The 22587-nt window shown below is 67.2% G+C and carries 25 protein-coding genes and 2 tRNA genes; 20 read left to right on the top strand and 7 right to left on the bottom strand.

Annotated features, from left to right (window positions below):
- The first annotated feature begins 24 nt into the window (after positions 1-24).
- Genes G3W89_RS18435 through G3W89_RS18425 form a run of 3 tightly spaced genes read left to right on the top strand, consistent with a single transcriptional unit; the run spans position 25 to position 2836 of the window.
- Complete coding sequence (locus tag G3W89_RS18435; protein ID WP_162575533.1) at positions 25-990, top strand: Bug family tripartite tricarboxylate transporter substrate binding protein; 966 nt, start codon at positions 25-27, stop codon at positions 988-990.
- A gap of 2 nt (positions 991-992) precedes the next feature.
- Positions 993-1973: an aldo/keto reductase gene (locus G3W89_RS18430; RefSeq protein ID WP_162577541.1), complete on the top strand. Its 981-nt coding sequence runs from the start codon at positions 993-995 to the stop codon at positions 1971-1973.
- Positions 1974-1981: 8 nt separating this feature from the next.
- The gene (locus G3W89_RS18425) at positions 1982-2836 is read left to right on the top strand and encodes an alpha/beta hydrolase (protein ID WP_162575532.1); all 855 of its coding nucleotides are present in this window, start codon (positions 1982-1984) and stop codon (positions 2834-2836) included.
- A gap of 39 nt (positions 2837-2875) precedes the next feature.
- Here G3W89_RS18425 and G3W89_RS18420 read toward each other — a convergent pair whose 3' ends face one another.
- Positions 2876-3673: a FadR/GntR family transcriptional regulator gene (locus G3W89_RS18420; RefSeq protein ID WP_232076618.1), complete on the bottom strand. Its 798-nt coding sequence runs from the start codon at positions 3671-3673 to the stop codon at positions 2876-2878.
- A 107-nt stretch (positions 3674-3780) separates the two neighbouring features.
- Between G3W89_RS18420 and G3W89_RS18415 the strand changes: the two genes are divergently transcribed.
- Positions 3781-4683, top strand: coding sequence for an enoyl-CoA hydratase-related protein (locus tag G3W89_RS18415; RefSeq protein WP_162575530.1), 903 nt, complete (start codon positions 3781-3783; stop codon positions 4681-4683).
- Entirely contained in the window at positions 4680-5438 is a 759-nt protein-coding gene (locus G3W89_RS18410) for a FadR/GntR family transcriptional regulator (RefSeq protein ID WP_162575529.1), read from the top strand. Before G3W89_RS18415 ends, G3W89_RS18410 begins: the two co-directional genes overlap by 4 nt.
- Here the strand turns inward: G3W89_RS18410 and G3W89_RS18405 are convergent.
- Positions 5435-5833 carry a Zn-ribbon domain-containing OB-fold protein gene (locus G3W89_RS18405; protein ID WP_162575528.1) on the bottom strand — a complete coding sequence of 133 codons (399 nt, stop codon included), beginning with the start codon at positions 5831-5833 and terminating at the stop codon, positions 5435-5437. The genes G3W89_RS18410 and G3W89_RS18405 overlap by 4 nt on opposite strands.
- 4 nt (positions 5834-5837) lie before the next feature.
- Positions 5838-7007, bottom strand: coding sequence for a thiolase domain-containing protein (locus tag G3W89_RS18400; protein ID WP_162575527.1), 1170 nt, complete (start codon positions 7005-7007; stop codon positions 5838-5840).
- A 116-nt stretch (positions 7008-7123) separates the two neighbouring features.
- On the opposite strand from G3W89_RS18400, the gene G3W89_RS18395 reads away from it, so the two are divergent.
- From G3W89_RS18395 to G3W89_RS18355, 9 genes are read left to right on the top strand one after another with little or no spacing between them, the layout of a single operon-like run.
- Positions 7124-7897, top strand: a complete 774-nt coding sequence (locus tag G3W89_RS18395) for an SDR family NAD(P)-dependent oxidoreductase (RefSeq protein ID WP_162575526.1) — start codon at positions 7124-7126, stop codon at positions 7895-7897.
- Positions 7898-7950: 53 nt separating this feature from the next.
- Positions 7951-8946 carry a Bug family tripartite tricarboxylate transporter substrate binding protein gene (locus tag G3W89_RS18390; protein WP_162575525.1) on the top strand — a complete coding sequence of 332 codons (996 nt, stop codon included), beginning with the start codon at positions 7951-7953 and terminating at the stop codon, positions 8944-8946.
- Between the two features lie 11 nt (positions 8947-8957).
- Positions 8958-10130 carry an acyl-CoA dehydrogenase family protein gene (locus G3W89_RS18385; protein WP_162575524.1) on the top strand — a complete coding sequence of 391 codons (1173 nt, stop codon included), beginning with the start codon at positions 8958-8960 and terminating at the stop codon, positions 10128-10130.
- Between the two features lie 7 nt (positions 10131-10137).
- Positions 10138-11280, top strand: coding sequence for an acyl-CoA dehydrogenase family protein (locus G3W89_RS18380; RefSeq protein ID WP_162575523.1), 1143 nt, complete (start codon positions 10138-10140; stop codon positions 11278-11280).
- Positions 11273-12103 carry an enoyl-CoA hydratase/isomerase family protein gene (locus G3W89_RS18375; protein WP_162575522.1) on the top strand — a complete coding sequence of 277 codons (831 nt, stop codon included), beginning with the start codon at positions 11273-11275 and terminating at the stop codon, positions 12101-12103. Before G3W89_RS18380 ends, G3W89_RS18375 begins: the two co-directional genes overlap by 8 nt.
- Complete coding sequence (locus G3W89_RS18370; protein WP_162575521.1) at positions 12096-12974, top strand: MaoC/PaaZ C-terminal domain-containing protein; 879 nt, start codon at positions 12096-12098, stop codon at positions 12972-12974. The genes G3W89_RS18375 and G3W89_RS18370 overlap by 8 nt, the downstream gene beginning before the upstream one ends.
- A 9-nt stretch (positions 12975-12983) precedes the next feature.
- Complete coding sequence (locus tag G3W89_RS18365; protein WP_162575520.1) at positions 12984-15143, top strand: acetate--CoA ligase family protein; 2160 nt, start codon at positions 12984-12986, stop codon at positions 15141-15143.
- Positions 15140-16129, top strand: a complete 990-nt coding sequence (locus tag G3W89_RS18360; RefSeq protein ID WP_162575519.1) for a Bug family tripartite tricarboxylate transporter substrate binding protein — start codon at positions 15140-15142, stop codon at positions 16127-16129. Before G3W89_RS18365 ends, G3W89_RS18360 begins: the two co-directional genes overlap by 4 nt.
- A gap of 24 nt (positions 16130-16153) precedes the next feature.
- Positions 16154-17131, top strand: coding sequence for an NAD(P)H-dependent flavin oxidoreductase (locus G3W89_RS18355; protein ID WP_162575518.1), 978 nt, complete (start codon positions 16154-16156; stop codon positions 17129-17131).
- A gap of 66 nt (positions 17132-17197) precedes the next feature.
- Here the strand turns inward: G3W89_RS18355 and G3W89_RS18350 are convergent.
- Positions 17198-17274 (bottom strand) — tRNA-Arg (locus G3W89_RS18350).
- A 128-nt stretch (positions 17275-17402) separates the two neighbouring features.
- Between G3W89_RS18350 and G3W89_RS18345 the strand changes: the two genes are divergently transcribed.
- The 6 genes from G3W89_RS18345 to G3W89_RS18320 all read left to right on the top strand — a co-directional run bounded on the left by G3W89_RS18345 (position 17403) and on the right by G3W89_RS18320 (position 19690).
- The gene (locus G3W89_RS18345; RefSeq protein ID WP_162575517.1) at positions 17403-17600 is read left to right on the top strand and encodes a hypothetical protein; all 198 of its coding nucleotides are present in this window, start codon (positions 17403-17405) and stop codon (positions 17598-17600) included.
- Between the two features lie 55 nt (positions 17601-17655).
- Positions 17656-17853: a hypothetical protein gene (locus G3W89_RS18340; protein ID WP_162575516.1), complete on the top strand. Its 198-nt coding sequence runs from the start codon at positions 17656-17658 to the stop codon at positions 17851-17853.
- 202 nt (positions 17854-18055) lie between these two features.
- Positions 18056-18316 carry a holin gene (locus tag G3W89_RS18335; RefSeq protein ID WP_162575515.1) on the top strand — a complete coding sequence of 87 codons (261 nt, stop codon included), beginning with the start codon at positions 18056-18058 and terminating at the stop codon, positions 18314-18316.
- Between the two features lie 30 nt (positions 18317-18346).
- A complete protein-coding gene (locus G3W89_RS18330) occupies positions 18347-18715 on the top strand; it encodes a hypothetical protein (protein ID WP_162575514.1) in 369 nt (122 codons plus the stop codon).
- A 124-nt stretch (positions 18716-18839) separates the two neighbouring features.
- Complete coding sequence (locus G3W89_RS18325) at positions 18840-19364, top strand: hypothetical protein (protein ID WP_162575513.1); 525 nt, start codon at positions 18840-18842, stop codon at positions 19362-19364.
- Positions 19361-19690: a hypothetical protein gene (locus G3W89_RS18320; RefSeq protein ID WP_162575512.1), complete on the top strand. Its 330-nt coding sequence runs from the start codon at positions 19361-19363 to the stop codon at positions 19688-19690. The genes G3W89_RS18325 and G3W89_RS18320 overlap by 4 nt, the downstream gene beginning before the upstream one ends.
- Before the next feature lie 189 nt (positions 19691-19879).
- On the opposite strand, the gene G3W89_RS18315 is transcribed toward G3W89_RS18320, so the two are convergent.
- The 3 genes from G3W89_RS18315 to G3W89_RS18305 form a co-directional block, all read right to left on the bottom strand.
- Positions 19880-19956, bottom strand: a tRNA-Pro gene (locus G3W89_RS18315).
- Positions 19957-19998: 42 nt separating this feature from the next.
- Complete coding sequence (locus G3W89_RS18310) at positions 19999-20703, bottom strand: glutathione binding-like protein (protein ID WP_162575511.1); 705 nt, start codon at positions 20701-20703, stop codon at positions 19999-20001.
- A gap of 99 nt (positions 20704-20802) precedes the next feature.
- Positions 20803-22488, bottom strand: a complete 1686-nt coding sequence (locus G3W89_RS18305; RefSeq protein ID WP_162575510.1) for an FAD-dependent oxidoreductase — start codon at positions 22486-22488, stop codon at positions 20803-20805.
- Between the last annotated feature and the right edge of the window lie 99 nt (positions 22489-22587).

Genomic DNA, 22587 nt, shown 5'->3' with positions numbered 1-22587 from the left:
CCCTCACACACTCAAGGAGACACCATGAACTTCCAGCGTCGCAAGCTCGCGATCGCAGCATCGCTGCTCGCACTGTCACCGCTCGCAATGGCACAGGCCTTTCCCGACAAGCCGATCAAGATCATCTATACCTACGCGCCGGGCGGCACGGGCGACATCATCGCGCGCACGCTCGCCGATTCGATGGGCAAGCTGCTGGGCCAGTCGGTGGTGGTGGACAACCGCACCGGTGGTTCGGGCGCGGTCGGCACGCTGGCCGTTGCGCGAGCGCCGGCAGACGGCTACACGCTGCTCCTGACCACGATCACGACCGTGGTGCAGGTGCCGCTCGTCACCAAGGACCCGGGCTTCGATCCGGTCAAGAGCCTGACGCCGGTGGCCAACATCGCGATGGCGCCGCTGGTGCTGCTCGCCCACAAGGACGTGCCGGCCGACGACTACCAGGGCTTCGTCGCCTGGGCCAAGCAGCAGCCCAAGGGCGTGGACGTCGCGGTGGCGGGCCCGACGCTCGAGGTAGCGACCGCGCTCTTGAACAAGGAGGCGAAGCTCAACCTCGTCAACGTCACCTACCGCGGCAGCGGCCCGGCGTTGCAGGCGGTGCTGGCGGGCGACGTCAAGGTCATGTTCCAGCCGCCCTCGGTGCAAATGAACGAGTTCATCAAGCAGGGCAAGCTCAAGGTGCTGGGCGTGACCTCGGCGCAGCCCTCGGCGGCCGTGCCGGGCGGCGTGCCGATCAGCAAGTTCGTGCCCAACTACGTGCAGGACATCAATTTCGCGCTGTGGGCGCCGGCGGGAACGCCGGCCAACGTGGTGGGGAAACTCGGCGACGCGGTCAGGAAGGCATTGTCCGAAACCGGCATGCAAGACAAGTTCGTCGGCTTCGGCGTACCCTTGGCGGTGGCCGGCGCCGCTGAGGTCACGCGCATCACCCAGCGCGAAGCCAGCAACATCAAGACCATCATGGAAACCACCAACGTGAAGTTCGAATGACCATGGAATACACCCGCCTCGGCCGCACCGGCCTCAAGGTCTCGAAGCTGTGCCTGGGCTGCATGACATACGGCGAGCCGCAGCGCGGGACGCACGAATGGACACTGCCGGAGGACGCGAGCCGGCCGCTGATCCGGCAGGCGATCGAGGCGGGCATCAACTTCTTCGACACCGCCAACATCTATTCCGATGGCACCAGCGAGGAGATCCTGGGCCGCGCGATCCGTGATTTCGCGCGGCGCGAGGAGGTGGTGATCGCGACCAAGCTCAACGGCGCGATGCGCAAGGATCCCAATGCGCAGGGCCTGTCGCGCAAGGCGGTGATGAACGAGATCGATCACAGCCTCAGGCGCCTCGGCACCGACTACGTCGACCTTTACCAGATCCACCGCTTCGACTACACGACGCCGATCGAGGAGACGCTGGAGGCGCTGCACGACGTGGTGAAGGCGGGCAAGGCGCGCTACATCGGCGCATCCTCGATGTACGCCTACCAGTTCGCGAAGGCGCTGCACCTGGCTGACCGGCACGGCTGGACGCGCTTCGTCTCGATGCAGAACCACTACAACCTGATGTATCGCGAAGAAGAGCGCGAGATGTTGCGGCTGTGTGCCGAGGAGGGCATCGGCGTCATTCCATGGAGCCCGCTGGCCCGCGGTCGTCTCACCCGCGACTTCGACGAGAAGACCTTCCGCACCGAGACCGACAAGTACGGCCAGCACCTGCACAAGAGCCTGGGCGATGCCGACCGGCGTGTGGTCGATGCGGTGGCCGCCGTGGCCTCGGCGCGCGGCGTGCCGCGCGCGCAGGTGGCCCTGGCGTGGGTCGCGCGCAAGGCGCCGGTGACGGCGCCGATCATCGGCGCCTCCAAGGCCTCGCACCTCGACGACGCCGTGGCCGCGCTGTCGCTCCAGCTGACGGCCGAGGAGACCGCTGCGCTCGAAGCGCCGTACCTGCCTCACGCCGTCGCGGGCTTTTCTTGAACGCATTGATGTCGACCCGGGATTTCCACTTCCATTCCGGCCCCGGGCTCAAGCTGTCGGGGCGCCTGTACCTGCCCGATCCGGCGCGCGACCGGCATGCGGGCGCCGTGTTCTGCCACGGCTTCGGCGGCGTGAAGGAAGGCGTTCCGGTAGGCCTGTGCACGCGTCTCGCCGAAGCCGGCTACACGATGCTGAGCTTCGACTATCGCGGCTTCGGCGCGAGCGAGGGCCAGCGCGCGCTGCTGCTGCCGCAGGACCAGGTCGAGGACACCGTGACCGCGCTCGAGTACCTGGCGACCCAGGTGCCCGGCGTGGACCCCGCACGCATCGGCCTGTATGGCACCAGCTTCGGCGGCGGCATCGCGGCACTGGCCGCCACGCGCAGCCCACGGCCAAAGGCGCTGGTCATGACGGTGCCGGTGGTTTCGGGCAGCCACTGGCTGCGCAGTATCTGTCGCTGGTACGAGTTCGAGGCCATCCAGAAGCGCGCGCTGGCCGCCATTGCCCGCAAGGCCGCCACCGGCGAGATCGAGATCGGCGAACGGCTGGAGATCATGCTGCCCGATCCGAAGGCGATGGAACGCTACGCCGAGCGGACGCCGATGGCGATCGAGACCGCGTGGCACGTGCTGCACCACGAGCCGATCGATCACGCGCACAAGCTGGCGAGTCCGGTCCTGATGCTCGGCGCCAAGGACGATTCGCTGGTGCCTTATGAGCAGACGGCGATGTTCTTCGAGCGCGTGGCCGCCGAGAAACGGCTCGAGGCCTTCCCGGTCGGCAACCATTGGCTCTTCTACGACGAAGGCCTGCCGCGGGCCGCGGAACTGGCGACGGAATGGTTCTCGCGACACCTGGCATGAACGACCCCGCGGCATTCTTCGCCTGAGCGCCTTCGGGCTTCAGCCCGGGCGCCTGCCTTTCGCCCGGTTTTCCGATTCGAGATAGTCGGTCAGGTGCTTCAGATGCAGGGTCATGGATGCGCAGGCGCGGTCGGCATCGCGTTTGCGCAGGTGGCGCAGGACCTTGCGCCGCACGGCGATCATGTCGGGATGGGGCCTGGGATCGATGCGCGACAACAGCACGCGCATGACCTCGGACACCGAGTCGACCAGCATCACGATCAGCTCGTTGTGCGTGGCGCAGGCGATCAGCCGGTAGAACTCGCCCAGCGAGCGCGCATTGCGCGAGCCGCCGCCGAGGCGGAACAGCTGCGCGTGGAAGTCGATGTCCGCTTCGATGGCGTCGAGTTCGGCCTCAGTGGCGCGTTCGCAGGCGAGACGGATCGCCATGCAGGTGAGCTCGATGCGGGTCTCGGTCACGATGCCGATCGGCATCTGGCCCAGCGACACCATGTCGCTCATGGCCTGCGTGATGCCCAGCGGCGTGCTGCCACGCACGTATACGCCACCGTTGACGCCGGTGCGCGATTCGACGACGCCGATGGTCTCCAGGCTGCGGACCGCTTCGCGCACGACGGCCCGGCTCACGCTGAAGTGCTCGGCCAGGTCGCGCTCGCTGGGCAACCGGTCGCCGGGCTTCAGCTCGCCGCGAAGCAACTGCTGGCGGATCTGGTCGCAGACCGCTTCGAAGCCCCGGCGCACGCGCACCTCGCGCAGGCCGAGCCCGTGCAACAGCTCGTCGTCGGATTGGGCGGGTCCGGAACCCGCGGCGGCGGTCGGTGCCTTCTGAGTGGACATGTTCTTCATCGTAATGCACACTCATCTTAGTTCATTGGTCTAACCTTTAAACCTGTTGCGCTACACTGCAGAAAGGTGCTGCGGCCGCGCGGCGTGCTGGAGTCCGAATGAATCCCGAACTGCCGACCTTCGAGACCCTGCTGTGGGAACGCAGCGGACCTGTGCTGACGCTGACTTTGAACCGTCCCCAGGCGCTGAACGCCATGACGGCGCAGATGCGGCGGGAGTTGTGCCTCGCGCTCGACTTGGCGGATGCCGACGACGCTGTGCGCGCCATCGTCTTCACGGGCAGTGGCCGCGCCTTTTGCGCTGGCTTCGACCTGTCGGCCGGCGCCGGCGCCTTCGATGCGGCCCAACGCCCCGCGGAGAACGAGCCCGGGCGCGATGGCGGCGGCATGCTGGCGCTGAGGCTGTTTGCCAGCACCAAGCCGTTGATCGCGGCGGTCAACGGCGCGGCGGTGGGCATCGGTGCCTCGATGCTGCTTCCGATGGACATCCGCATCGCGAGCGAGGACGCGCGCATCGGCTTCGTGTTTGCGCGCCGCGGCATCGTGCCGGACGCATGCGCGAGTTGGTTTCTGCCGCGCGTGGTCGGCATCTCGCGCGCGCTCGAATGGAGCCTGGGCGGACGCCTGCTTCCGGCCCGGGAGGCCCTGGACGGCGGCCTGATGCGGGAGCTGTGCCAGCCTGGGCAACTGCTCGCACGCGCACGCGAACTGGCGCACGAGATGGCCGATCACACTGCACCGGTGTCGGTGGCGCTGACGCGACAGATGATGTGGCGCATGCTCGGCGCCGGGCATCCGATGGCAGCGCATCGCCTCGAAAGCGCCTTTATCGCCGAGCGCGGATCGTCACCGGATTCGCGCGAGGGCGTGGCTTCGTTCCTGGAGAAGCGTCCGCCCGAGTTCACCGGGCGGGTCAGCCGGGACATGCCGCCTGGCTATCCCTGGTGGCAGGAGCCGGCCTATCGAGATCCCCCCGCCGACGATCGCGAGGTCCGCCCATGAAGGAGATCGTTCCCTCGTTCCTGGGCTTCGCCCCTATCGCGCCCCAGCGAGCCTTCGAGGACATCGCGTCGCAGGTCCGCGAACTCGTGGCGCGCGGCAAGCTCAAGCCCGGCGATCGCCTGCCGGCGGAGCGCGAGCTCGCCGCCAAGCTCAACGTCAGCCGCAACACGCTGCGCGAGGCGCTCCGAGCGCTCGAGCTGTCGGGCATGATCGAACTGCGCAAGGGCGCAACCGGCGGCGCATTCGTGGTGCCCGGCAACTCCGACGTGGTCGTCAACGGCCTGCGCGACCTCTACCACCTGGGCGCGATCACGCCCAAGGACCTGACCGAGGCGCGCATCTGGCTGGAAGGCATGGTCGTGCGCATCGCCTGCGAGCGCCTCCACGCCGACGAGCTGGATGCGCTGGACGCGAACGTCCACGCAGCGGCTGCCGCATACAAGGCAGGCGACTTTGCCGAGAGCGCACGTCTGCATCAACGCTTCCATACCCTTCTGGGCGACGCGACCCGCAACCCGGTCGTCGCCATCCTGATGGAAGGCGTGATGGAGGTGATGGGCGGGTTTGTCGAATCGATCGGAGTCGCTGACAACACCTTCACAGTGCCTTCGCGCCGCCGGCTGCTCAAGCTGCTGCGCGAGCGCAATGCGGACGCGGCCGCGGCGGAGATGGTCCGGTTCCTGGAGCGGCTGCACGCCGTCTACATGGAACGCTGGAACAACCGCCGCCCGGCGAATGACTCCCAGGGCGTCTAGGCGGGCCTGAACATCGGCACCACGTTGCCGGCGTCGGCCGGCTTGAAGCAGACCTCGACCCGATCGCCGATGCGCAGCGTGTCGAGGTCGCAATCCACGATGTTGGTCAGCATCGTCACGCCTTCGTCGAGCCGCACATACGCGATGGCGTAGGGGATCGGTCCCGCGCGCCGCGTCACGCTGACGCTGTAGATCGTGCCGGTGCCGCGTGCATCGATCCATTCGGTGTCGCCCAGGCAGTAGGGGCAGAGGGCGCGCGGATAGAAGTGCGGCTTGGCGCAGGCGGTGCAACGCTTGATCTTCAGCACGCCTTGCCCGGCGGCGCTCCAGTAGGGTTGCGTGGCCGCGTCCGTGATCAGCGGCGAGAGGGGGCGTTCCTGGTACATCGTCGTCATCGCGTTACTCCCGTTCGAGGATCAAGGTGGCGCTGCCATGGCGCGAGCCGAGCAGGCCGCCGGTGCCCTGCGCCAGCGCCAGGCGGCAATCGGGGACTTGCACCTTCGCATGAGCCTCGCCGCGAAGCTGCCGCACGGCTTCGATCACCTTGGTGATGCCGCCGCGGTTGGCAGGGTGGTTGTTGCAAAGGCCGCCGCCGTCCGTATTGAAGGGCAGGCGCCCCACGCCGGAGATCAGGTTGCCGTCCATGACGAAGCGGCCGCCTTCGCCTTTCTTGCAGAAGCCCAGGTCCTCCAGCTGCATCAGCACCGTGATGGTGAAGCTGTCGTAGATCGAGGCGTACTGGATGTCTGCGGGCGCGACGCCCGCCTCCGCGAAGGCGATCGGGCCCGAGACCGCGGCGCCGGAATACGTCAGGTCGACCTGGCCCGCGAGCTGGCCCTTGATGGTTTCGCCGGCACCCAGGATGTTGACGACCGGGCGGTTGAGGGTGCGCGCAATCTCCGGACGCACCACGAGCAGTGCGCCGCCGCCGTCGCTGACGACGCAGCAGTCGAGCTTGCGCAGCGGGTCGGAGATGAGCGGCGATGCCAGCACTTCCTCGACCGTCACCACCTCGCGCAGCATGGCGTGGGGATTGTGCTGCGCGTGCGTCGAGGCGGCGACCTTGATCCATGCGAGCTGTTCGCTCGTCGTGCCGTACTCGTGCATGTGGCGCGCGGCGGCCAGCGCGTACATGTTCACCGTGACCGGGCCGTAGGGCATCTCGAACGCGACGTCGGGGGTGGCGGGCGTCACGTTGCGTGGCGCCACGCCCACGCCGCTGGCTTCGCTGCGCGGCCGGCCGGCGAGGGTGATCAAAGCCACGTTGCACTTGCCTGCCGCGATGGCCTGTGCGGCGTGGGCCACATGGATCAGCGGCGCCGAGCCGCCGGTGTCTGTGGTGTCGGTGTGCCTGATCCTGAGACCCAGGTAGTCGGCCATGCTGAGGGCGCCCAGGCCCGGTGCATCGCCGGCGCAGAAATAGCCGTCCACGTCCGAGAGCGACAGGCCGGCGTCGGCCAGCACGCCGCGCGCACATTCCGCGTGAAGCTGCGGCACCGTCTTGTCGGGTGCCTTCCGCAGCGGGTGTTCCCAGGCGCCCGCGATGCAGGCCTTTCTCTTGATGGTCATGTATGCATTGCCTTTCCGGAAGTGAATGAACGACAGGGTTCTTTGGGACTTGCCAAACTCACGATCGTTGATACTATCATTGGTCAGGCCATTAAACTAATCAAAGGAACAGACGGATGACAGAACTCGTATCGCTGCAGGGGCGCACCATCGTCGTGACGGGCGCGGGCCAGGGCATCGGCAAGGCGGTTGTCGAACTGGTGCTGGAACTCGGCGGCAACGCCGTCGCAGTGGATCTCAATGCCGAGACGCTGAAGGCTGCGACCGCGTCGATGCCGCAGGACCGGGTGCTGGCGGTGGTGGGCAGCGTCGCCGACCATGAACTTGCCGCGCGAGCGGTCGAGGATTCGGTGAGGCGCTTCGGCGCGGTCCACGGCCTGGTCAACAACGCGGGGATCATCCGGCCGGCCATGATCGAGAAGATGACGCCCAAGGAGTGGCAGGACGTCATCGACGTGCACCTGACGGGCACCTTCTTCTGGACGCAAGCAGTCGGGCGCCACATGGTGGCGCGCGCCAAGGGGGGCGACGCGAGCGGCGGGTCGATCGTGAACATCTCGTCCGATGCCGGGCGCAAGGGTTCCGTCGGCCAGGTGAACTACGCGGCCGCCAAGGCCGGCATGCTCGGCGTGACGATGACCGCCGCGCGCGAATGGGGGCGCTACAACATCCGCTCCAACTCGATCTGCTTCGGCGTGGTCGAGACGCCGATGACCGAGGTGATTCGCGGCGACAAGTTCCGCGACCGGATCCTGAGCCAGATCCCGCTGGAGCGCTGGGCCCAGCCGGAGGAGGTCGTCAAGGTCGTGTGCTTCCTCCTTTCGGACGCGGCGTCGTACGTCACCGGCCAGCACCTCGGCGTGAACGGCGGGTTCCACATCAGCCTCTGAGCGGCCCGCGCGGCTGCACGGCATCGACCGCAATTCCACAACAGGAGACAAGCATGAACGACAGCAACGCCATGGGCGCTTTGCGCAAACTGTGCATCGGCCTCGCAGCCGCGGCGGCACTCGGCGCCGCCGGAAAGGCCGCGAGCCAGGAGGTCGCCTTCCCGAGCCGGCCGATCAAGCTGATGGTTGCCACCACCGCCGGCGGCAACAGCGATCTGACGGCACGCATGATCGCCGAAAAGCTCGCAGTTGCCTGGGGCCAGCCCGTGCTGGTGGAGCAGCGCGTGGGCGCCAACGGGATGATCGCCGCGCAGGCTTTGGCCAAGGCGCCGCCCGACGGCTACACGGCCTACCTCTCGCTGAGCTCGATGGTGCAGAACGTCCTGCTCCAGCCCAACCCTGGCTACAAGATCGAGGACTTCGTACCGGTCACGATGGTCATCTCGATCCCCATCGCTCTCGCTGTGGGCGGCACGGTGCCGGCCAGCACGGTCGGCGATCTGATGAAGATGGCCAAGGACAAGCCGGGCAGCGTCAGCTACGGTTCGTACGGCACCGGGTCTGGCGCACACATCATCGGGTCCGCACTGGCGCGCGCTGCGGGTGTGAACCTGGTCCACGTGCCATACAAGGGTGAAACCTCCTCTTTCACCGATCTGGCCAGCGGCCAGCTGACCTCCGCCTTCGGCTCGACGGGCTTCTATGCGGCGCAGCTGTCCACGGGCAAGGTCAAGTTGCTGGCAATCACGGGGTCGCAGCGCATGGCACGCTTCCCGAACGTGCCGACGATGGCCGAGGCAGGCTATCCGGGCGCCAACCTGCCGGGATGGTCCGGCCTGTTCCTGCCGGCCGGCACGCCGGAGCCTGTCGTCTCCCGCTTCTCCCAGGAGGTGCGCAAGATCCTTGCGATGCCCGAAGTGCGCGCCAAGCTCGACGACATGGGTTTTGTTCCGGTCGGCAACTCGAGCCAGGAGTTCGGCCAGTACATCAAGTCGGAAGTCAGCGCCTGGTCCGCGATCATCAAAGAAAACAACATCAAGCTGGACTAGGGCACGTTCACATGGACTTTGCACTCACGCCGGCGCAGGCCGCATTCCGCAATGACGTTCGGGCCTTTATCCAGGAAAGGCTTCCGCAGGACATCCGCAAGCGAATGCGCGCCGGCCATCCTGCGCGCAAACAGGACGTGGTCCTGTTCCAGCGCATCCTCAACGAGCGCGGCTGGGCCGCGCCGCACTGGCCGCGAAAATACGGCGGCGCGGAGCTCGGACAGGTGGAGCGCCTGATCCTCGTGGACGAGCTTTTCCGCGCGCCGGCGCCGATGCCCTCCATCTTCAACGTCGTGATGCTGGGTCCGCTCCTGATGAAGTTCGGCACGCCTGAACAGTGCGACCACTTCCTCCCGAAGCTCGCCAACCTCGACCTTTGGTTCTGCCAGGGTTTCTCCGAGCCCGGCGCGGGCTCAGACCTCGCGGCGCTACGCACCTCGGCGCGGCGCGAGGGCGATCATTACGTGGTCAACGGTCAGAAGATCTGGACCAGCACCGCGCACTACGCGGACTGGGCCTTCTGCCTGGTGCGCACCGGGCAGGCGGCGCGCAAGCAGGACGGCATCTCCTTCCTGCTGGTCGACCTGCGACTTCCCGGCATCAGGATCAGGCCGATCGTCTCGATCGACGGCGCGCACAGTCTCAACGAGGTCTTCTTCGACGAGGTGAAGGTACCGGTGGAGCACCTGGTGGGCGAGGAAGGCCGCGGATGGGACTGCGCCAAGTTCCTGCTCGGCAACGAGCGCACCGGCATCGCCAACGTCGGACTGTGCCGCGAGCGCCTCGACTTCGCGCGCGAGCTCGCGCGCACGCTCACGCAGAACGGCAGGCCGCTCATCGACGACGCTGGCCTGCGTGCCGAGCTTGCCGTGCTCGACGCCGAGATCCGTGCGCTCGAGATCACCAACTGGCGCCTGCTGCTTGCGCCAGAGACGTCGTTGGGGGGCGCCGCGTTCGCGTCGGTGCTCAAGCTGAAGGGCACCGAAATCCAGCAGGAGGTGGTAGCGCTGGTCGCTCGCCTGGCCGGCCCCGCCGCGTTGGAGCGGCGGGCCTCCGACAGCGCGGGGAGCGAGCACTGGGCGGCTCCGTTGGCGCCGCGCTATCTGCAGTCACGCGCCGCCAGCATCTACGGCGGCGCCAGCGAAATCCAGAAAGACATCCTGGCCAAGGCCGCCTTGGGTTGAGAAAAGAATGAACTTCGAGATCAGTGAAGAACAAGGCCAGCTGCGCGACAGCGTGGCGCGCCTGCTGGCAGCGAGCTACGGCTTCGAGCAGCGGCGCCGCATCGCCGCGAGCGAATCCGGCTGGAGCCCGGAGGTCTGGCGGCAGCTCTGCGCGCTGGGTGTCACCGGATTGCGGATTCCCGAGGATTGCGGCGGCTTCGGGGGCAGCGCAGCCGACTTGCGGCCGGTGCTGCAGGAGTTCGGCAAGGCGCTGCTGGTCGAGCCGTTCCTGGCGTCGGCGGTGCTGGGCGCAACGGCGCTCGGGCGCGCTGGAGATGCAGAGATCCGCAAACGGCTGCTGCCGCGGGTTGCGAGCGGCGAATGCGTGCTGGCCTGGGCGCACGACGAACCCGCCGCGCGCCACGCGCCGCTGTGGGTCGAAAGCACGGCGCGGCAGGACGCGGGCCAATGGCGAATCGATGGCCACAAGTTCAACGTGCTGCATGCGGCGGCTGCGCAGCAGCTGGTGGTCACGGCACGGACCTCGGGCGCGCCCGCGGAGCGCGAGGGGCTTGCGCTCTTCCTGGTCGATGCGAGAGCCAGCGGGCTGGAGATGCGCGCGCACCGCCTGGTCGACGACACGCCGGCCGCCGAGCTGCGATTCGATGGCGTCGCCGCCGAGCCGTTGGGCGACCCGTTCGACCCGTCGCGCGGCTGGCCGGCCATCGATGCCACGCTGAAAGCCGGCATGGCGGCGGTCTGCGCCGACGCGGTCGGCGCCATGGAAGGCGCCTATGCATTGACGATCGACTATCTCAACACCCGCAGGCAGTTCGGCCGATTGCTGGGAGAGAACCAGGCGCTGCGCCACCGTGTCGCCGAGATGATGGTGAGCCTCGAGAGCTGCAGGAGCATGGCAATGCTGGCGGCGGCAACCATCGACGATCCCGACGCCGTGGAGACTGCGGACCTGATGCGCGCCAAGCTCGTGATCGGCCGGCACGGGCGCAGCCTGTGCCAGACGGCGATCCAGCTGCACGGCGGCATCGGCATGACCGAGGAATACGCGGTGGGCCACTGCCTGCGCCGCATCATGGTCATCGACCAGCTGTTCGGCGACAGCGCGAGCCAGGCTTCACGGATTGCCGAGATGGAGTTCGTTCATGGCTGACTACGAAACGCTGCGCTACCGGGTCGAGGAGGGTGTTGCGACACTCACGCTCCATCGCCCCGAATCGAAGAACGCCATCGATCCTGCGATGGCAGACGAACTCGGCGATTTGCTGCAGGCGATCCGGCGCGACGCCGAGGTGCGCGCGCTCGTGATCCACGGCGCCGGCGGTGCGTTCTCCGCCGGAGGCGACGTGCGCGGAATGAGCCAGGCCGGGCCGCGAACGGCCGCCCAGATCCGCGCCGGGATGGAGCGCTATCGGCGCGTGACCTTGGAGCTGCACCAGCTCGACAGGCCTGTGATCGCCGCGGTCGACGGTGTGGCCTACGGCGCGGGCTTCAGCCTGGCGCTGCTGGCCGACATCGTGCTCGTGAGCGATCGCGCGCGCCTGTCGATGGTGTTCCAGCGCATCGGGCTGATCCCGGACTTCGGCGCGCTCTACACGCTGCCGCGCATCGTGGGCATGCAGCGCGCCAAGGAGCTCGTGTTCTCGGCGCGCGAGATCGGTCCCGCCGAAGCGCTGGCCATGGGCATCGCCATGGAAGTGTGCGCGGCCGATGCGCTGCTGGCGCGGGCCCACGCCATGGCGCGCGGTTTCTGCGGCGCGTCGGCCGCGGCACTCGCGATCGGCAAGCAGGCGCTCAATGCATCGCTGCAGAGCGAGCTTGCGACCATGCTCGAGCTCGAGGCCTCCGGCCAGGCGGTCGCCGCCGGCAGCGACTACCTCAAGGAGGCGGCACGCCGCTTCATCGCCAAAGAGCCGGCTCAGTTCCGCTGGCCGGCATCCACCCCATCGAACCAAGGAACGAGCCACAATGCTTGACTACGAGAAGACGCGCAATTTCCAGTTTGCGGATGTGCGGCACGCCTACACGAGCCGGGACTCGATCCTCTATGCGCTGGGCATCGGGCTGGGCGCCGACCCGCTGGATCGCAACGAGCTGCCCTTTGTCTACGAGAAGAACCAGCTCGCGGTCCCGAGCATGGCCTCGGTGCTGGCATCACCCGGCTTCTGGATGCGCGAGAACAAGGCGCTTGGCATCGATGCGTTGAAGCTGGTGCATGGCGAGCAGAGCGTCACGTTGCACCGCACGCTGCCCGCAGCGGGCACGGTGATCGGCCGCACGCGCGTCATGCGCATCGTCGACAAGGGCGAAGGGAAGGGCGCCGTGATCCACACCGAGAAGAAGCTCTTCGACGAGGCGACGGAGCAGTTGCTCGCCACGGTCGAGCAGGTCGTGTTCTGCCGTGGAGACGGTGGCTTCTCGAAGATTTCCGGCGGCGGCGACGAACCCGCGCCGCCCTTCGAGGCGACGCCCGAGCGCGCGCCCGACCTGGTGATCGACATGACGACGCGTCCCGATGCGGCATTGCTGTACCGGCTGTCGGGTGACCTCAATCCGCTGCATGCGGATCCTGCGGTCGCCGAGAAGGCGGGCTTTCCCAAGCCCATCCTGCATGGGCTGGCGACCTACGGCATCGCGTGCCGCGCGTTGCTGGCGCACTTCTGCGGCTACGACGCGCGCCGCCTGCGATCGATGAGGGCGCGCATGTCGTCCCCCGTCTATCCGGGCGAGACGATCCGTCTTGAATGCTGGCGCGCGGATGGCGCGGTGGCGTTCCGCGCCCGCGTGCCCGAGCGCGATCTTCTCGTCCTGACGCACGGCCGTGCAGACGTCGCCGCCGCAGCCTGAGTCCACGCCATGCATAGCACCACTCACCGAGCGCTCTACCGCTATCACCAGACCCGGCGCCTCTTCGATCCCGCGAGCGTGGCGATCGTCGGCGCCTCGCCCAATCCCGCGTCCTTCGGCGCGCGGACGCTGTCGAACCTGCACGCCTACACCGGCCGCATCCATCTCGTGAACGGCAAGTACGCCGAGATCGGCGCGCGGCGCTGCGTCGCACGGCTCGCAGACATCGGCGAGACGCCCGACTGCGTCTTCGTCGCCGTTCCTCGCGATGCGGTGCGCGCCGTGGTCGAGGAGTGCGTGCGGCTCGACATCGGCGGCGTCGTGATCTTCGCCTCCGGCTTCGGCGAGAGCGAGAACCCCGAGCACCAGCAGCTGCAGCGCGAGCTGGTTGCCATGACTGCCGGCACCGGCACGCGCCTGCTCGGCCCCAACTGCCTGGGCACGATGAACGCCGTGAGCGGCATGCTGGCCACGTTCTCGACCATTCCACAGCGCATGCGCATCGAGGGCAGTCGCTCGGTCGGCCTCATCAGCCAGTCGGGTGCGCTTGGCGTTGGTTTGTCGCAAGCGGTGGAGCGCGGCGTGTCCTTCAGCCACGTGCTGACGCTTGGCAACGCTTGCGACGTCGACGTAGCCGACCAGATCGCCTTCCTCGCTGACGACAGCCACTGCGACGTGATCGCGTGCGTATTCGAAGGCACGACGCATCCCGGCCGCCTGATCGAAGCCGGCGAACTCGCGCGGCGCAACGGCAAGGCCGTGGTGGTCTTCAAGCTCGCGAGCGGGGCGAGCGGCGCTGAGGCGGCGCTCTCGCACACCGGCGCACTCGCCGGATCGGCTGCAGGCTACGAGGCCTTGTTCGATCGGGCCGGCTTCATCGCCGTCGACGAGTTCGAAGCCTTGCTTGAAACCGCGTGCTTCTTCGCCAAGGCGCCGCGCGCGACGGCGGACGGCGTCGCGGTGCTGACGCCCTCTGGCGGCGCCGGCATCATGGCGGCCGACCAGGCCGAGATTCACGGCGTGCCGCTGCCTCAACCCGGCCCCGGGTTGAAGGCGGTGCTCGAGTCGCACATCCCCGAGTTCGGCGCGGCGCGCAATCCCTGCGATGTGACCGCGCAGATTCTCAACAATCCGCTGTCGTTCCCGGCCTGTGCCGAAGCCTTCCTGACTGAACCGGGCTTCAGCGCGATCGTCACGCCGTACAACCTCGCAATGGAGTCAAGCGCGCAACGCACGATCGAGCTAGGCCAGCTCGCGCGCAGGTACGGCAAGATCGCCTGCAGCTTCGTGCTGACGGGCTGGCTGGAAGGGCCGGGCACGCAGCAGATGGAACTGAGCCCGGACCTTGCGCTCTTCAGGTCGACGGCGCGCTGCTTCCGCACGCTGGCAGCGTGGACAAAATGGTCCCGCGGCCTGGAGCGCATCGAGGCGAAAGCGACACCTGCGCTCGGCGAGGCCGAGCGCTCGGCGGTGCGGCGCGTTCTGGATGCGACGGGCCCTGGTGAAACGCTGAGCGAGGGTTCCTCGAAGCGCGTGCTGGAAGCCTGCGGCGTGCCGATGGTGACCAACAGGCTCGTGGCCACCGTCGACGAGGCGGTGGATGCGGCAGCGACACTGGGCTTTCCTGTGGCGCTGAAGGTCGATACGCCGGACCTGCCGCACAAGACCGATGCAGGCGTGCTGCGGCTCGGCTTGAAGGATGCCGCTGCCGTACGCGACGCCTACGGCGCGATCATGGCCAACGCCTTGAAGGCGACCACGGCCGAGCGCCTCAACGGCGTGCTGGTGCAGCCGATGATTGCGCCCGGCGTGGAGATCATGGTGGGCGCGCGCGTCGACCCGCTGTTCGGGCCGATGGTGGTTGTCGGCATGGGCGGCGTCATGGTCGAGTTGCTGAAGGACACCGTCGTGTCGCTTGCGCCCGTCGGCCGCGAGGCCGCGCGCGACATGCTGCGCCGGTTGCGCGGCCACGCGTTGCTGCAGGGCTTTCGGGGCAGCGCGCCCGTGGACATCGATGCGCTGGCAGACGTGGTCTCGCGCATCTCGCTGTTGATCCACGAGGAGCGCGAGTGCATCGCCGAGATCGACGTGAACCCTGTGATCTGCAGCGCATCGCGCGTCGTCGCGGTCGATGCGCTGGTCGTGCGACAAACCGGAGACCGCCCATGACACCGAATGCATTCATCGCCCGCGCATGCGCTTGCATCGTCGCCGCGGCTTCCGTCGTGTGCTCGGCGCCCGCTTCCGCGCAGGCGCAGCAGGCTTTTCCGAACCGGGCGGTCAAGCTGATCGTGTCGACCTCGCCCGGCGGCAGCGGCGACATGCTGGCTCGTGGCATCGCCGACAAGCTCTCGGCGATGTGGGGACAGCCGGTCGTCGTCGAGCAGCGAACCGGTGCCAATGGACTGATCGCCACCAACGCGCTCGTCAAGGCGCCCCCCGACGGCCACACCGCCTTCCTGTCCTTGAGTTCGCTGGTGCAGAACCTGCTGCTGCAGTCGAACCCTGGCTACAAGATGAGCGACCTGGCGCCGGTCACGATGGTGAGCATCAACCCGATGGCGATCGCGGTGGGCAGCGGCACGCAAGCCACCACGGTCGATGAGTTGCTGAAGGTGGCGCGGCAGGATCCGGGCAAGGTCAGCTACGGGACCTTCGGCACGGGGTCGAGTGCGCACGTCATCGGCGCGGGACTGGCACGCGCGGCCCAGGTGCAGATGGTGCACGTGCCCTACAAGGGCGAGTCGGCCTCGTTTCCGGACCTCGCGAGCGGGCAGCTCTCGATGAGCTTCGGCACCGTGGGTTTCTATTCGGCACAAGCGGCAGCAGGGAAGATCCGCATCCTCGCCGTCACCAGCCCGCATCGCCTGAAGAAGTATCCCAACGTGCCGACGCTGAGCGAGGCCGGTTATCCGGATGTCAACCTGGCGGGGTGGTTCGGCGTCTTCCTGCCGGCGGCAACGCCCAAGGCCATCGTCGACAAGTTCTCGGCCGATGTGCGCCGCGCGATTGCCATGCCGGATCTGCAGGCCAGGATCTACGAGATGGGCCTGGAGCCGGTGGGCGACACGCCTGCTGATTTCGAGCTCAAGCTCAAGTCGGAACTGAGCCATTGGACCAAGGCCATCAGCGATACGGGCATCAAGCTCGATTGAGGGCTCAACGAGAAGAGAACCCCTGTGGCCCTCGACCCCGCGATTCGCGCGTCGCTCACGCTGCCGGCGATCTGTGCGCCGATGTTCCTGGTCAGCGGGCCGGACCTGGTGCGCGAGGCGTGCAAGGCCGGCCTCATCGGCGGACTGCCGCGCCAGAACGCGCACAGCTTCGAGGAGTTCGAAGGGTGGCTTCGGGACATTCGCGCCGCGCTCGTGCTGCACACCGAGCGCACCGGGCAGAAGACCGGCCCGATCGCCGTCAATCTCGCCACCCGGGTCCCCGAGGATGAGCTCGGCCGGCATTTCGACCTGTGCGCGCGCTACGGCGTGAAGATCGTCATCACGGTCGGCGGCGATCCGACAGCGCTGATCAGCCGCGCGCACGATGCGGGCCTCGACGTCTTCCACGACGTCACCAACCTGCGCTTCGCAGAGAAGGCGATCGCGGCCGGCGCCGACGGCCTGAACTGCATTGGCGCGGGCGGCGGGGGCCACTCTGGGACGATCAGTCAACTGGCCCTGATTCGGACCGTGCGATCAATCTATGGAGGCACCATCGTCATGGGCGGCGCGATCTCGGATGGCGCGGCCATTCGCGCGGCCGAGGTATTGGGTGCAGATCTTTCCTATCTCGGAACGCGCTTCATCGCGACCGTGGAGTCGCAGGCCCCGGCGGCGTACAAGGAAATGCTGGTCGGCCAGAGCTCGAAGGACCTGCTCTACACCGATCGAATTGCCGGAGTTCCGGCCAACTGGCTGCTGCAGTCGATCAGCGCTGCCGGACTGGACCCGGACGCGCTGCCGCAACCCCTGGGCCGGGGAATGCGGCACGACCATCTGCCGCCGGGCGCGGTGCCGTGGAAGACGATCTGGAGCGCGGGGCAGGGCATCGACCTGATCCACGACATCCCGACGGTCGGCGACCTGGTGCGACGTCTGCGTCGCGAATACGCGGCGGCGTGCCAGGTTCCCGACATGTCCGCGGTCGCGGGGGGGCGGTGATGCGCCTGCGACGGTGAGGATCACTATCGGTGCAGGCGTTGCCGTCCAGCCGGTGGAATGAAAGACTGGCCTGCCCGGAGGGGATCGAACCCCCGACATTCGGCTTAGAAGGCCGATGCTCTATCCAACTGAGCTACGGGCAGTGAGAAGGTGCGCGATTTTACGGTGTGCCGGCCATGCGTCGGCGCCGGCCGACAGGGTCTGAGGAGTTTGCCCGAGGCATCCACGCTGCCACTGGCGCCAAGGTGCGATTCCAGATGGAGTTCCACACATGAGTACCAACCCTAGCCGAGCGACGCCGAACGAAGAGCCGGAAATCGGCTTCGAGGAATCGATCCCCCTTGACGGCCCGGATCCCGTGGGCGAGAAGATGATCGAGGATCTGGGAGGCGGCAAGCGGGCAGAGAAAGAGCCGCCATCTCAATCGCCGCCGTCCGAACCGTTGCCGGAGCAGTTCCCCGCCAGCTGAGGCCGCTCCCAACGAAGCACCGGCGGCGATGCGTCAATTGGAGTACCTTGCGCCCATGAGCACGAAAGCTGCGCGTCGCGAGTATCTCCAGGCCGTTGCGGAGTTCCAGCAGGGCTGCCGGGCCTTTGGTCGCGGCATGGAGCAGGTGCTCGAGCCGCCCGCACCTGCGGCAGCCGGCCTCTTCGGGCCCAGGAAGCCCGTGAGGCGCGCCCCACGCGTCTCGCGAACGATTGAGCGTGCAAGAAAGGCCTGATTTCGGAGCAGTTCGAGCTCCGCCATAAGCAAAACGCCGCGGTGACCATGCCCTGCCTGAGTACGGCGGGATCGCCGAGTCGGCGCAGCGCATGAGAGGCCGTGGCCGACGTGATGAGGTCGACCACCGGGGATGCGAAGCTCGACGCCGCGACGGCCGCATCCGTCAAATCTCAAGCCCTCGGACCGCAGGGCCTTTGCGCATGAGCCGCGAAGCTGTTGAGGCTGCCGCGGCGACCGTCGGCAGCAAAGTCATTTACACCGGCGCCGGTGCCACTGTCGCGAGCTGGCTCCTTTCTTCCGAGTTCGGCGTGCTCGCCGGCCTGCTGCTCGGCGTCGTCGGCCTGCTGGTCAACATCTACTTCAAACGCCAGGAAAACCAGGAAGAGCACCTGGCACGCATGCGCAAGCTCGCGCGGGACTCCGACCGCGCGCCGCTCGATTTCCGGAAGGCTGACGAATGATCGCGCCGGGCCGTCGTCAGGTCGCCGCGCTTGCTGGCCGGCGCCCTTGCCTTCGGGCTGGTGAAGGCAGTCCAGGTGCACGACGCGCGCGCCGCGGGCGCGGACACCCGCGCGGAGCTCGCCAACCACAAGACCACCATCGCGGAGAGTGAGCGCCTAGCTGCCCGCGCGCGCACGCTCGAGCTTGAGCGCATCAATTCCGAACAGAGAAAGGCAGTCAACGATGCTGCAAAACAAACGCGCATTGCGCTCGGCCACCTTCCTGATGCTCGCAGTGCTGGTGATCGGCTGCGCAAGCAAATTGCTTTCGGCTCGCGACCCGCAGCCCGCCCAGCGGGTTCGCCCGGGGCGGGTTCTGTTCGAAGTGGAACCTTTGGGGCGCCAATGCATGGGGATTGAACATTCCGGGATTGACGGCTATCGTCCGGTGACACTGAGTCTTGCACCCAGAGTGATGGAAGGCGCAGCTCTTTATAGGCGGTGCGGAAGTTTGCCTACACCCACAATTGGATGAGGAGTTCCCATGCAATGGCCGATGCTTTCCGTTTTAGTCTCGATTGGCTCCCTGTTGGTCGCTTGCCTGGCCGCATACATTGCGTGGAGCAACGCGCAAAAACAGATTGCCACCTCACTGTTATTGACAGAGAAGCAGGCAGGGCTCGCGGAGAGGCTCAATAACAGAGATGCCGATTCCGACCGCAAGCGCTTTGTCGTCGACCTTTGGGACAAGATGACTGAAGTGACTCAGATCTTGCCCGATGAAAAGGGCGAATATAACGAGCACGACATCTGGAACGCCCTGAACAACCTAGAGCTGGTCGCGACATGCTGGCAAAACGAAATCGTCGACAAGAGGATGGTAGGTCTTGCGTTCGGCGAAAACTACCAGCTTCGCGTAAGCGAGATCAATAGCATCGATCAGCATTTGCCTAAACTCCATCGGACCGGCCCCCAGCTTCTGGCCGATCGCCGCATCATTCTCGTCGTGTGCGACGCCCTGAAAGAGCGGGCAAATGCACCGTATCAGCCAGCAGGAGGAATGACATGACTAACGAAGACCTTTTGAACTCGATGCAGTTCGCAATCAGTCAGCTCGCGACAACCTCACTGTCGCTGGTCCACCAACCCGCAGAGGCCGTCGAGGGCGACGTCACGTTTCAAATCAATGCTCCGGGGGGCGGCCCATCCCGCAGGATTTCCATCTTCGCTGATGGCACTGTGATCATTGCACCCGAGAGTTCAGACGACAAATTCGCCCTTGGGTCAACGCATTGGTACAACTCGGTTTCCCCCGAGGGGCTTCGGATACAGGGGAAACCCCACAATCTGGGCCAGCGTACCTGCCACCATTGCCGAGGCACCGGCAAGTTATAGAACTGCCCCGCCGGGCTGCGTACGTCTCTTGTTGGCCGAGTGCCGGCACTTCGATCTATCCGAGCTTGTCGACCTGACTTCTTCACGCGCGGGCCCGAAACGTAGACACTCGTCAAAAGCGTAGACAAACGGCTATCAAAGCAAAATGCCGGTAACGACGCTAAGTCATTACCGGCATTCACTTTTTGATGGTCGGGGCGAAAGGATTCGAACCTTCGACCCTCTGCTCCCAAAGCAGATGCGCTACCAGGCTGCGCTACACCCCGACGAGCCTGCGATTCTAGCCTGCGCCGGGCGGGCCGGGGCCCTCAGCGCCGCTCATACTGCTTGTTTCCGAACAGGACCTCGCGTTCCTTGTCGCCCGTGATGGGCCGCCGCAGGTCCGCCAGGACCTTGACGCCGCGCTGCACGGCGGGCCGGGCGGCGATGCCCTCGAACCACTTCTTCAGGTGCGGGAAATCGGTCAGCACGATGCCCTGGCCCTCCCAGTTGCGCAACCACGGGAAGATGGCGATGTCAGCGATCGTGTAGTTGTCGCCGGCGATGAAGGCGTGGCTCGCGAGCTGCTTGTCGATGACGCCGTAGAGCCGGCGCGTCTCGTTGGTGTAGCGGTCGATCGCGTAGGGGATCTTCTCCGGCGCGTAGAGGCGGAAGTGGTGGGTCTGGCCGAGCATCGGGCCGACGCCGCCCATCTGGAACATCAGCCACTGGAGCACCTCGTAGCGCCCCCGGTCGCTCTGGGGCATGAAGCGGCCGGTCTTGCCGGCCAGGTAGACCAGGATGGCACCGGACTCGAACAGCGAGATCGGCTGGCCGTCCGGGCCTTCGGGGTCGGTAATGGCCGGGATCTTGTTGTTGGGACTGATCTTGAGGAAGCCCGGCTCGAACTGGTCGCCCTTGCCGATGTTGACCGGGTGCGCCCGGTAGGGGAGGCCGCACTCCTCCAGCATGATGTGGATCTTGTGGCCGTTGGGCGTGGGCCAGGAATAGACGTCGATGGGGGCTTGGGACATGCGAGGGGTTCCACGGATGAAAGGCGGCCGGCCAGCATAGCGGCCGGTGGTCTTTCATGCTGGGCGCCTGCCGGAAGCCGCCGCCGCGGGTGCCGCCATTCAGGCGGTGGTGACCGCGCTCGGCGCCAGGTGCTTGTGGATCAGCGCCACGACCGCGGCGCCTTCGCCGATGGCGCCACCCACGCGCTTGACCGAGCCGGAGCGCACGTCGCCGACCGCGAACACGCCCGGCACGCTGGTTTCCAGGGCGGCGGCGGGGCGGGCCGGAAAGCCGCCGCGCGCCGCCTCGCCGGTGAGCACGAACCCATGCTTGTCGAGCGCGACCCCGCAGCCCTCGAGCCAGTCGGTCTCCGGCACGGCGCCGATGAACAGGAAGATGTTGCGGGCCGGGCACTGGTACTCGGCACCGCTCTGGCGGTCGCGCCAGCTGGCACCGTCGAGGCCCGAACCAGGCTCGCCGTGCAGCTGGACCAGCTCGGTGTAGGGATGGAGCTCGATGTTCGGCGCAGCGGCGATGCGGTCGATGAGGTAGCGCGACATGGTCGCCTCGAGCGACGGGCCGCGCACCAGCAGGTTGAGCTTGCTCACATGCTGCGAGAGGAAGACAGCGGCCTGCCCCGCCGAGTTGCCGCCGCCGACCAGGGCGACCTCCTGTTGAGCGCACAGCTTGGCTTCGAGCGCCGAGGCCCAGTACCAGATGCCGCGGCCTTCGAAATCGGCCAGCCGCGGCACCTCCGGGCGGCGGTAGCGGGCGCCGCTGGCGATGACGACCGTCCTCGCGCGCAGCCGCCGGCCATCTGCGAGCCGGACCGAGATCTCGCCGCGGCTTTCTGCGGCGCTGCAGTCCATGGAGGCCGCCTGTGCCGGGATCAGCATCTCCACGCCGAACTTCTGCGCCTGCACGAAGGCGCGACCGGCCAGCGCGCCGCCAGAGATGCCGGTCGGGAAGCCCAGGTAGTTCTCGATGCGCGCGCTGGCGCCGGCCTGGCCGCCGAAGGAGCGGCAATCGATGGTCATCACGCGCAGGCCTTCGGAGGCCGCGTACACGGCGGTGGCGAGGCCTGCCGGACCAGCGCCCACCACGAGCAGGTCGAAGAGGTCGTCGTGCTCGGCGGAGTCGACCATGCCCAGGCACAGCGCCAGGGCGTTCTGGCTCGGATTCGAGACCACCGAGCCGTCGGGGCAGACCACCAGGAGCTCGGCCTCGCCGTACTGCTCTAGGAGGGCCCGCGCATCGGCGTCCTGCGTGGCATCGACCACATGGTAGGGATGGCCGTTGCGCTGCAAAAAGTTCTGCAACCGGAGCAAGGGGGCCGACTGCGGCGGCCCGATCAGCACAGGGCCGCTGCCACCCGATTCGATGAGCGCGACCCGGCGAAGGATCATCGCACGCACCAGGCGCTCGCCGAGGTCGGCCTCCGCGATGATGAGCGCGCGCAGCTGCTCGGGCGGGACCAGCAGGGCTTCGACGTCCTCGTCGGCATGGCCGTCGACGAGGGCAGGGCGGCCCGAGAGCTGTGCGATCTCGGCTAGGAACTGGCCGGGCCCCTGGCGCTCGATGGGGACCACGCGGCCCAGCCCGTCGCGTTGCGTGATCGCCACGAGGCCCTTCAGCACCAGGAACATGCCCGGCCCGGGCTCGCCGGCGCGGAAGAGGCAGTCGCCGCGCGCGTAGTGCCGCGGGATGCCGAAGCGCCGCACGCGCTCGATGTCGGCGGCACCCAGCGTCGGGAACATCTGGTGGTGCCGGGTTTCAAGATTGCGGGAGGGGGATTCGGCCGTCATTTTCAAAATTTCCTGGGACGCATCGCCAGACATTAGACGCCCAAAGGTCCGGGTCGGGCCACCGTCATGCAACTGCCATCGGCGTGACACGCGTGCTTC

The organism is Variovorax sp. PBL-H6 (assembly GCF_901827155.1).
Taxonomy (GTDB): Bacteria; Pseudomonadota; Gammaproteobacteria; order Burkholderiales; family Burkholderiaceae_C; genus Variovorax.
Note: the sequence above shows the minus strand (reverse complement) of the source record. Positions and strands in the feature narration are given on the sequence as shown.

What these genes read in the sequence shown, in the direction of transcription:
- G3W89_RS18435 (WP_162575533.1), top strand. Translation starts at nt 25, where the DNA reads ATGAACTTCCAGCGTCGCAAGCTCGCGATCGCAGCATCGCTGCTCGCA.
- G3W89_RS18430 (WP_162577541.1), top strand. Translation starts at nt 993, where the DNA reads ATGGAATACACCCGCCTCGGCCGCACCGGCCTCAAGGTCTCGAAGCTG.
- G3W89_RS18425 (WP_162575532.1), top strand. Translation starts at nt 1,982, where the DNA reads ATGTCGACCCGGGATTTCCACTTCCATTCCGGCCCCGGGCTCAAGCTG.
- G3W89_RS18420 (WP_232076618.1), bottom strand. Translation starts at nt 3,673, where the DNA reads ATGTCCACTCAGAAGGCACCGACCGCCGCCGCGGGTTCCGGACCCGCC.
- G3W89_RS18415 (WP_162575530.1), top strand. Translation starts at nt 3,781, where the DNA reads ATGAATCCCGAACTGCCGACCTTCGAGACCCTGCTGTGGGAACGCAGC.
- G3W89_RS18410 (WP_162575529.1), top strand. Translation starts at nt 4,680, where the DNA reads ATGAAGGAGATCGTTCCCTCGTTCCTGGGCTTCGCCCCTATCGCGCCC.
- G3W89_RS18405 (WP_162575528.1), bottom strand. Translation starts at nt 5,833, where the DNA reads ATGACGACGATGTACCAGGAACGCCCCCTCTCGCCGCTGATCACGGAC.
- G3W89_RS18400 (WP_162575527.1), bottom strand. Translation starts at nt 7,007, where the DNA reads ATGACCATCAAGAGAAAGGCCTGCATCGCGGGCGCCTGGGAACACCCG.
- G3W89_RS18395 (WP_162575526.1), top strand. Translation starts at nt 7,124, where the DNA reads ATGACAGAACTCGTATCGCTGCAGGGGCGCACCATCGTCGTGACGGGC.
- G3W89_RS18390 (WP_162575525.1), top strand. Translation starts at nt 7,951, where the DNA reads ATGAACGACAGCAACGCCATGGGCGCTTTGCGCAAACTGTGCATCGGC.
- G3W89_RS18385 (WP_162575524.1), top strand. Translation starts at nt 8,958, where the DNA reads ATGGACTTTGCACTCACGCCGGCGCAGGCCGCATTCCGCAATGACGTT.
- G3W89_RS18380 (WP_162575523.1), top strand. Translation starts at nt 10,138, where the DNA reads ATGAACTTCGAGATCAGTGAAGAACAAGGCCAGCTGCGCGACAGCGTG.
- G3W89_RS18375 (WP_162575522.1), top strand. Translation starts at nt 11,273, where the DNA reads ATGGCTGACTACGAAACGCTGCGCTACCGGGTCGAGGAGGGTGTTGCG.
- G3W89_RS18370 (WP_162575521.1), top strand. Translation starts at nt 12,096, where the DNA reads ATGCTTGACTACGAGAAGACGCGCAATTTCCAGTTTGCGGATGTGCGG.
- G3W89_RS18365 (WP_162575520.1), top strand. Translation starts at nt 12,984, where the DNA reads ATGCATAGCACCACTCACCGAGCGCTCTACCGCTATCACCAGACCCGG.
- G3W89_RS18360 (WP_162575519.1), top strand. Translation starts at nt 15,140, where the DNA reads ATGACACCGAATGCATTCATCGCCCGCGCATGCGCTTGCATCGTCGCC.
- G3W89_RS18345 (WP_162575517.1), top strand. Translation starts at nt 17,403, where the DNA reads ATGAGTACCAACCCTAGCCGAGCGACGCCGAACGAAGAGCCGGAAATC.
- G3W89_RS18340 (WP_162575516.1), top strand. Translation starts at nt 17,656, where the DNA reads ATGAGCACGAAAGCTGCGCGTCGCGAGTATCTCCAGGCCGTTGCGGAG.
- G3W89_RS18335 (WP_162575515.1), top strand. Translation starts at nt 18,056, where the DNA reads ATGAGCCGCGAAGCTGTTGAGGCTGCCGCGGCGACCGTCGGCAGCAAA.
- G3W89_RS18325 (WP_162575513.1), top strand. Translation starts at nt 18,840, where the DNA reads ATGCAATGGCCGATGCTTTCCGTTTTAGTCTCGATTGGCTCCCTGTTG.
- G3W89_RS18320 (WP_162575512.1), top strand. Translation starts at nt 19,361, where the DNA reads ATGACTAACGAAGACCTTTTGAACTCGATGCAGTTCGCAATCAGTCAG.
- G3W89_RS18310 (WP_162575511.1), bottom strand. Translation starts at nt 20,703, where the DNA reads ATGTCCCAAGCCCCCATCGACGTCTATTCCTGGCCCACGCCCAACGGC.
- G3W89_RS18305 (WP_162575510.1), bottom strand. Translation starts at nt 22,488, where the DNA reads ATGACGGCCGAATCCCCCTCCCGCAATCTTGAAACCCGGCACCACCAG.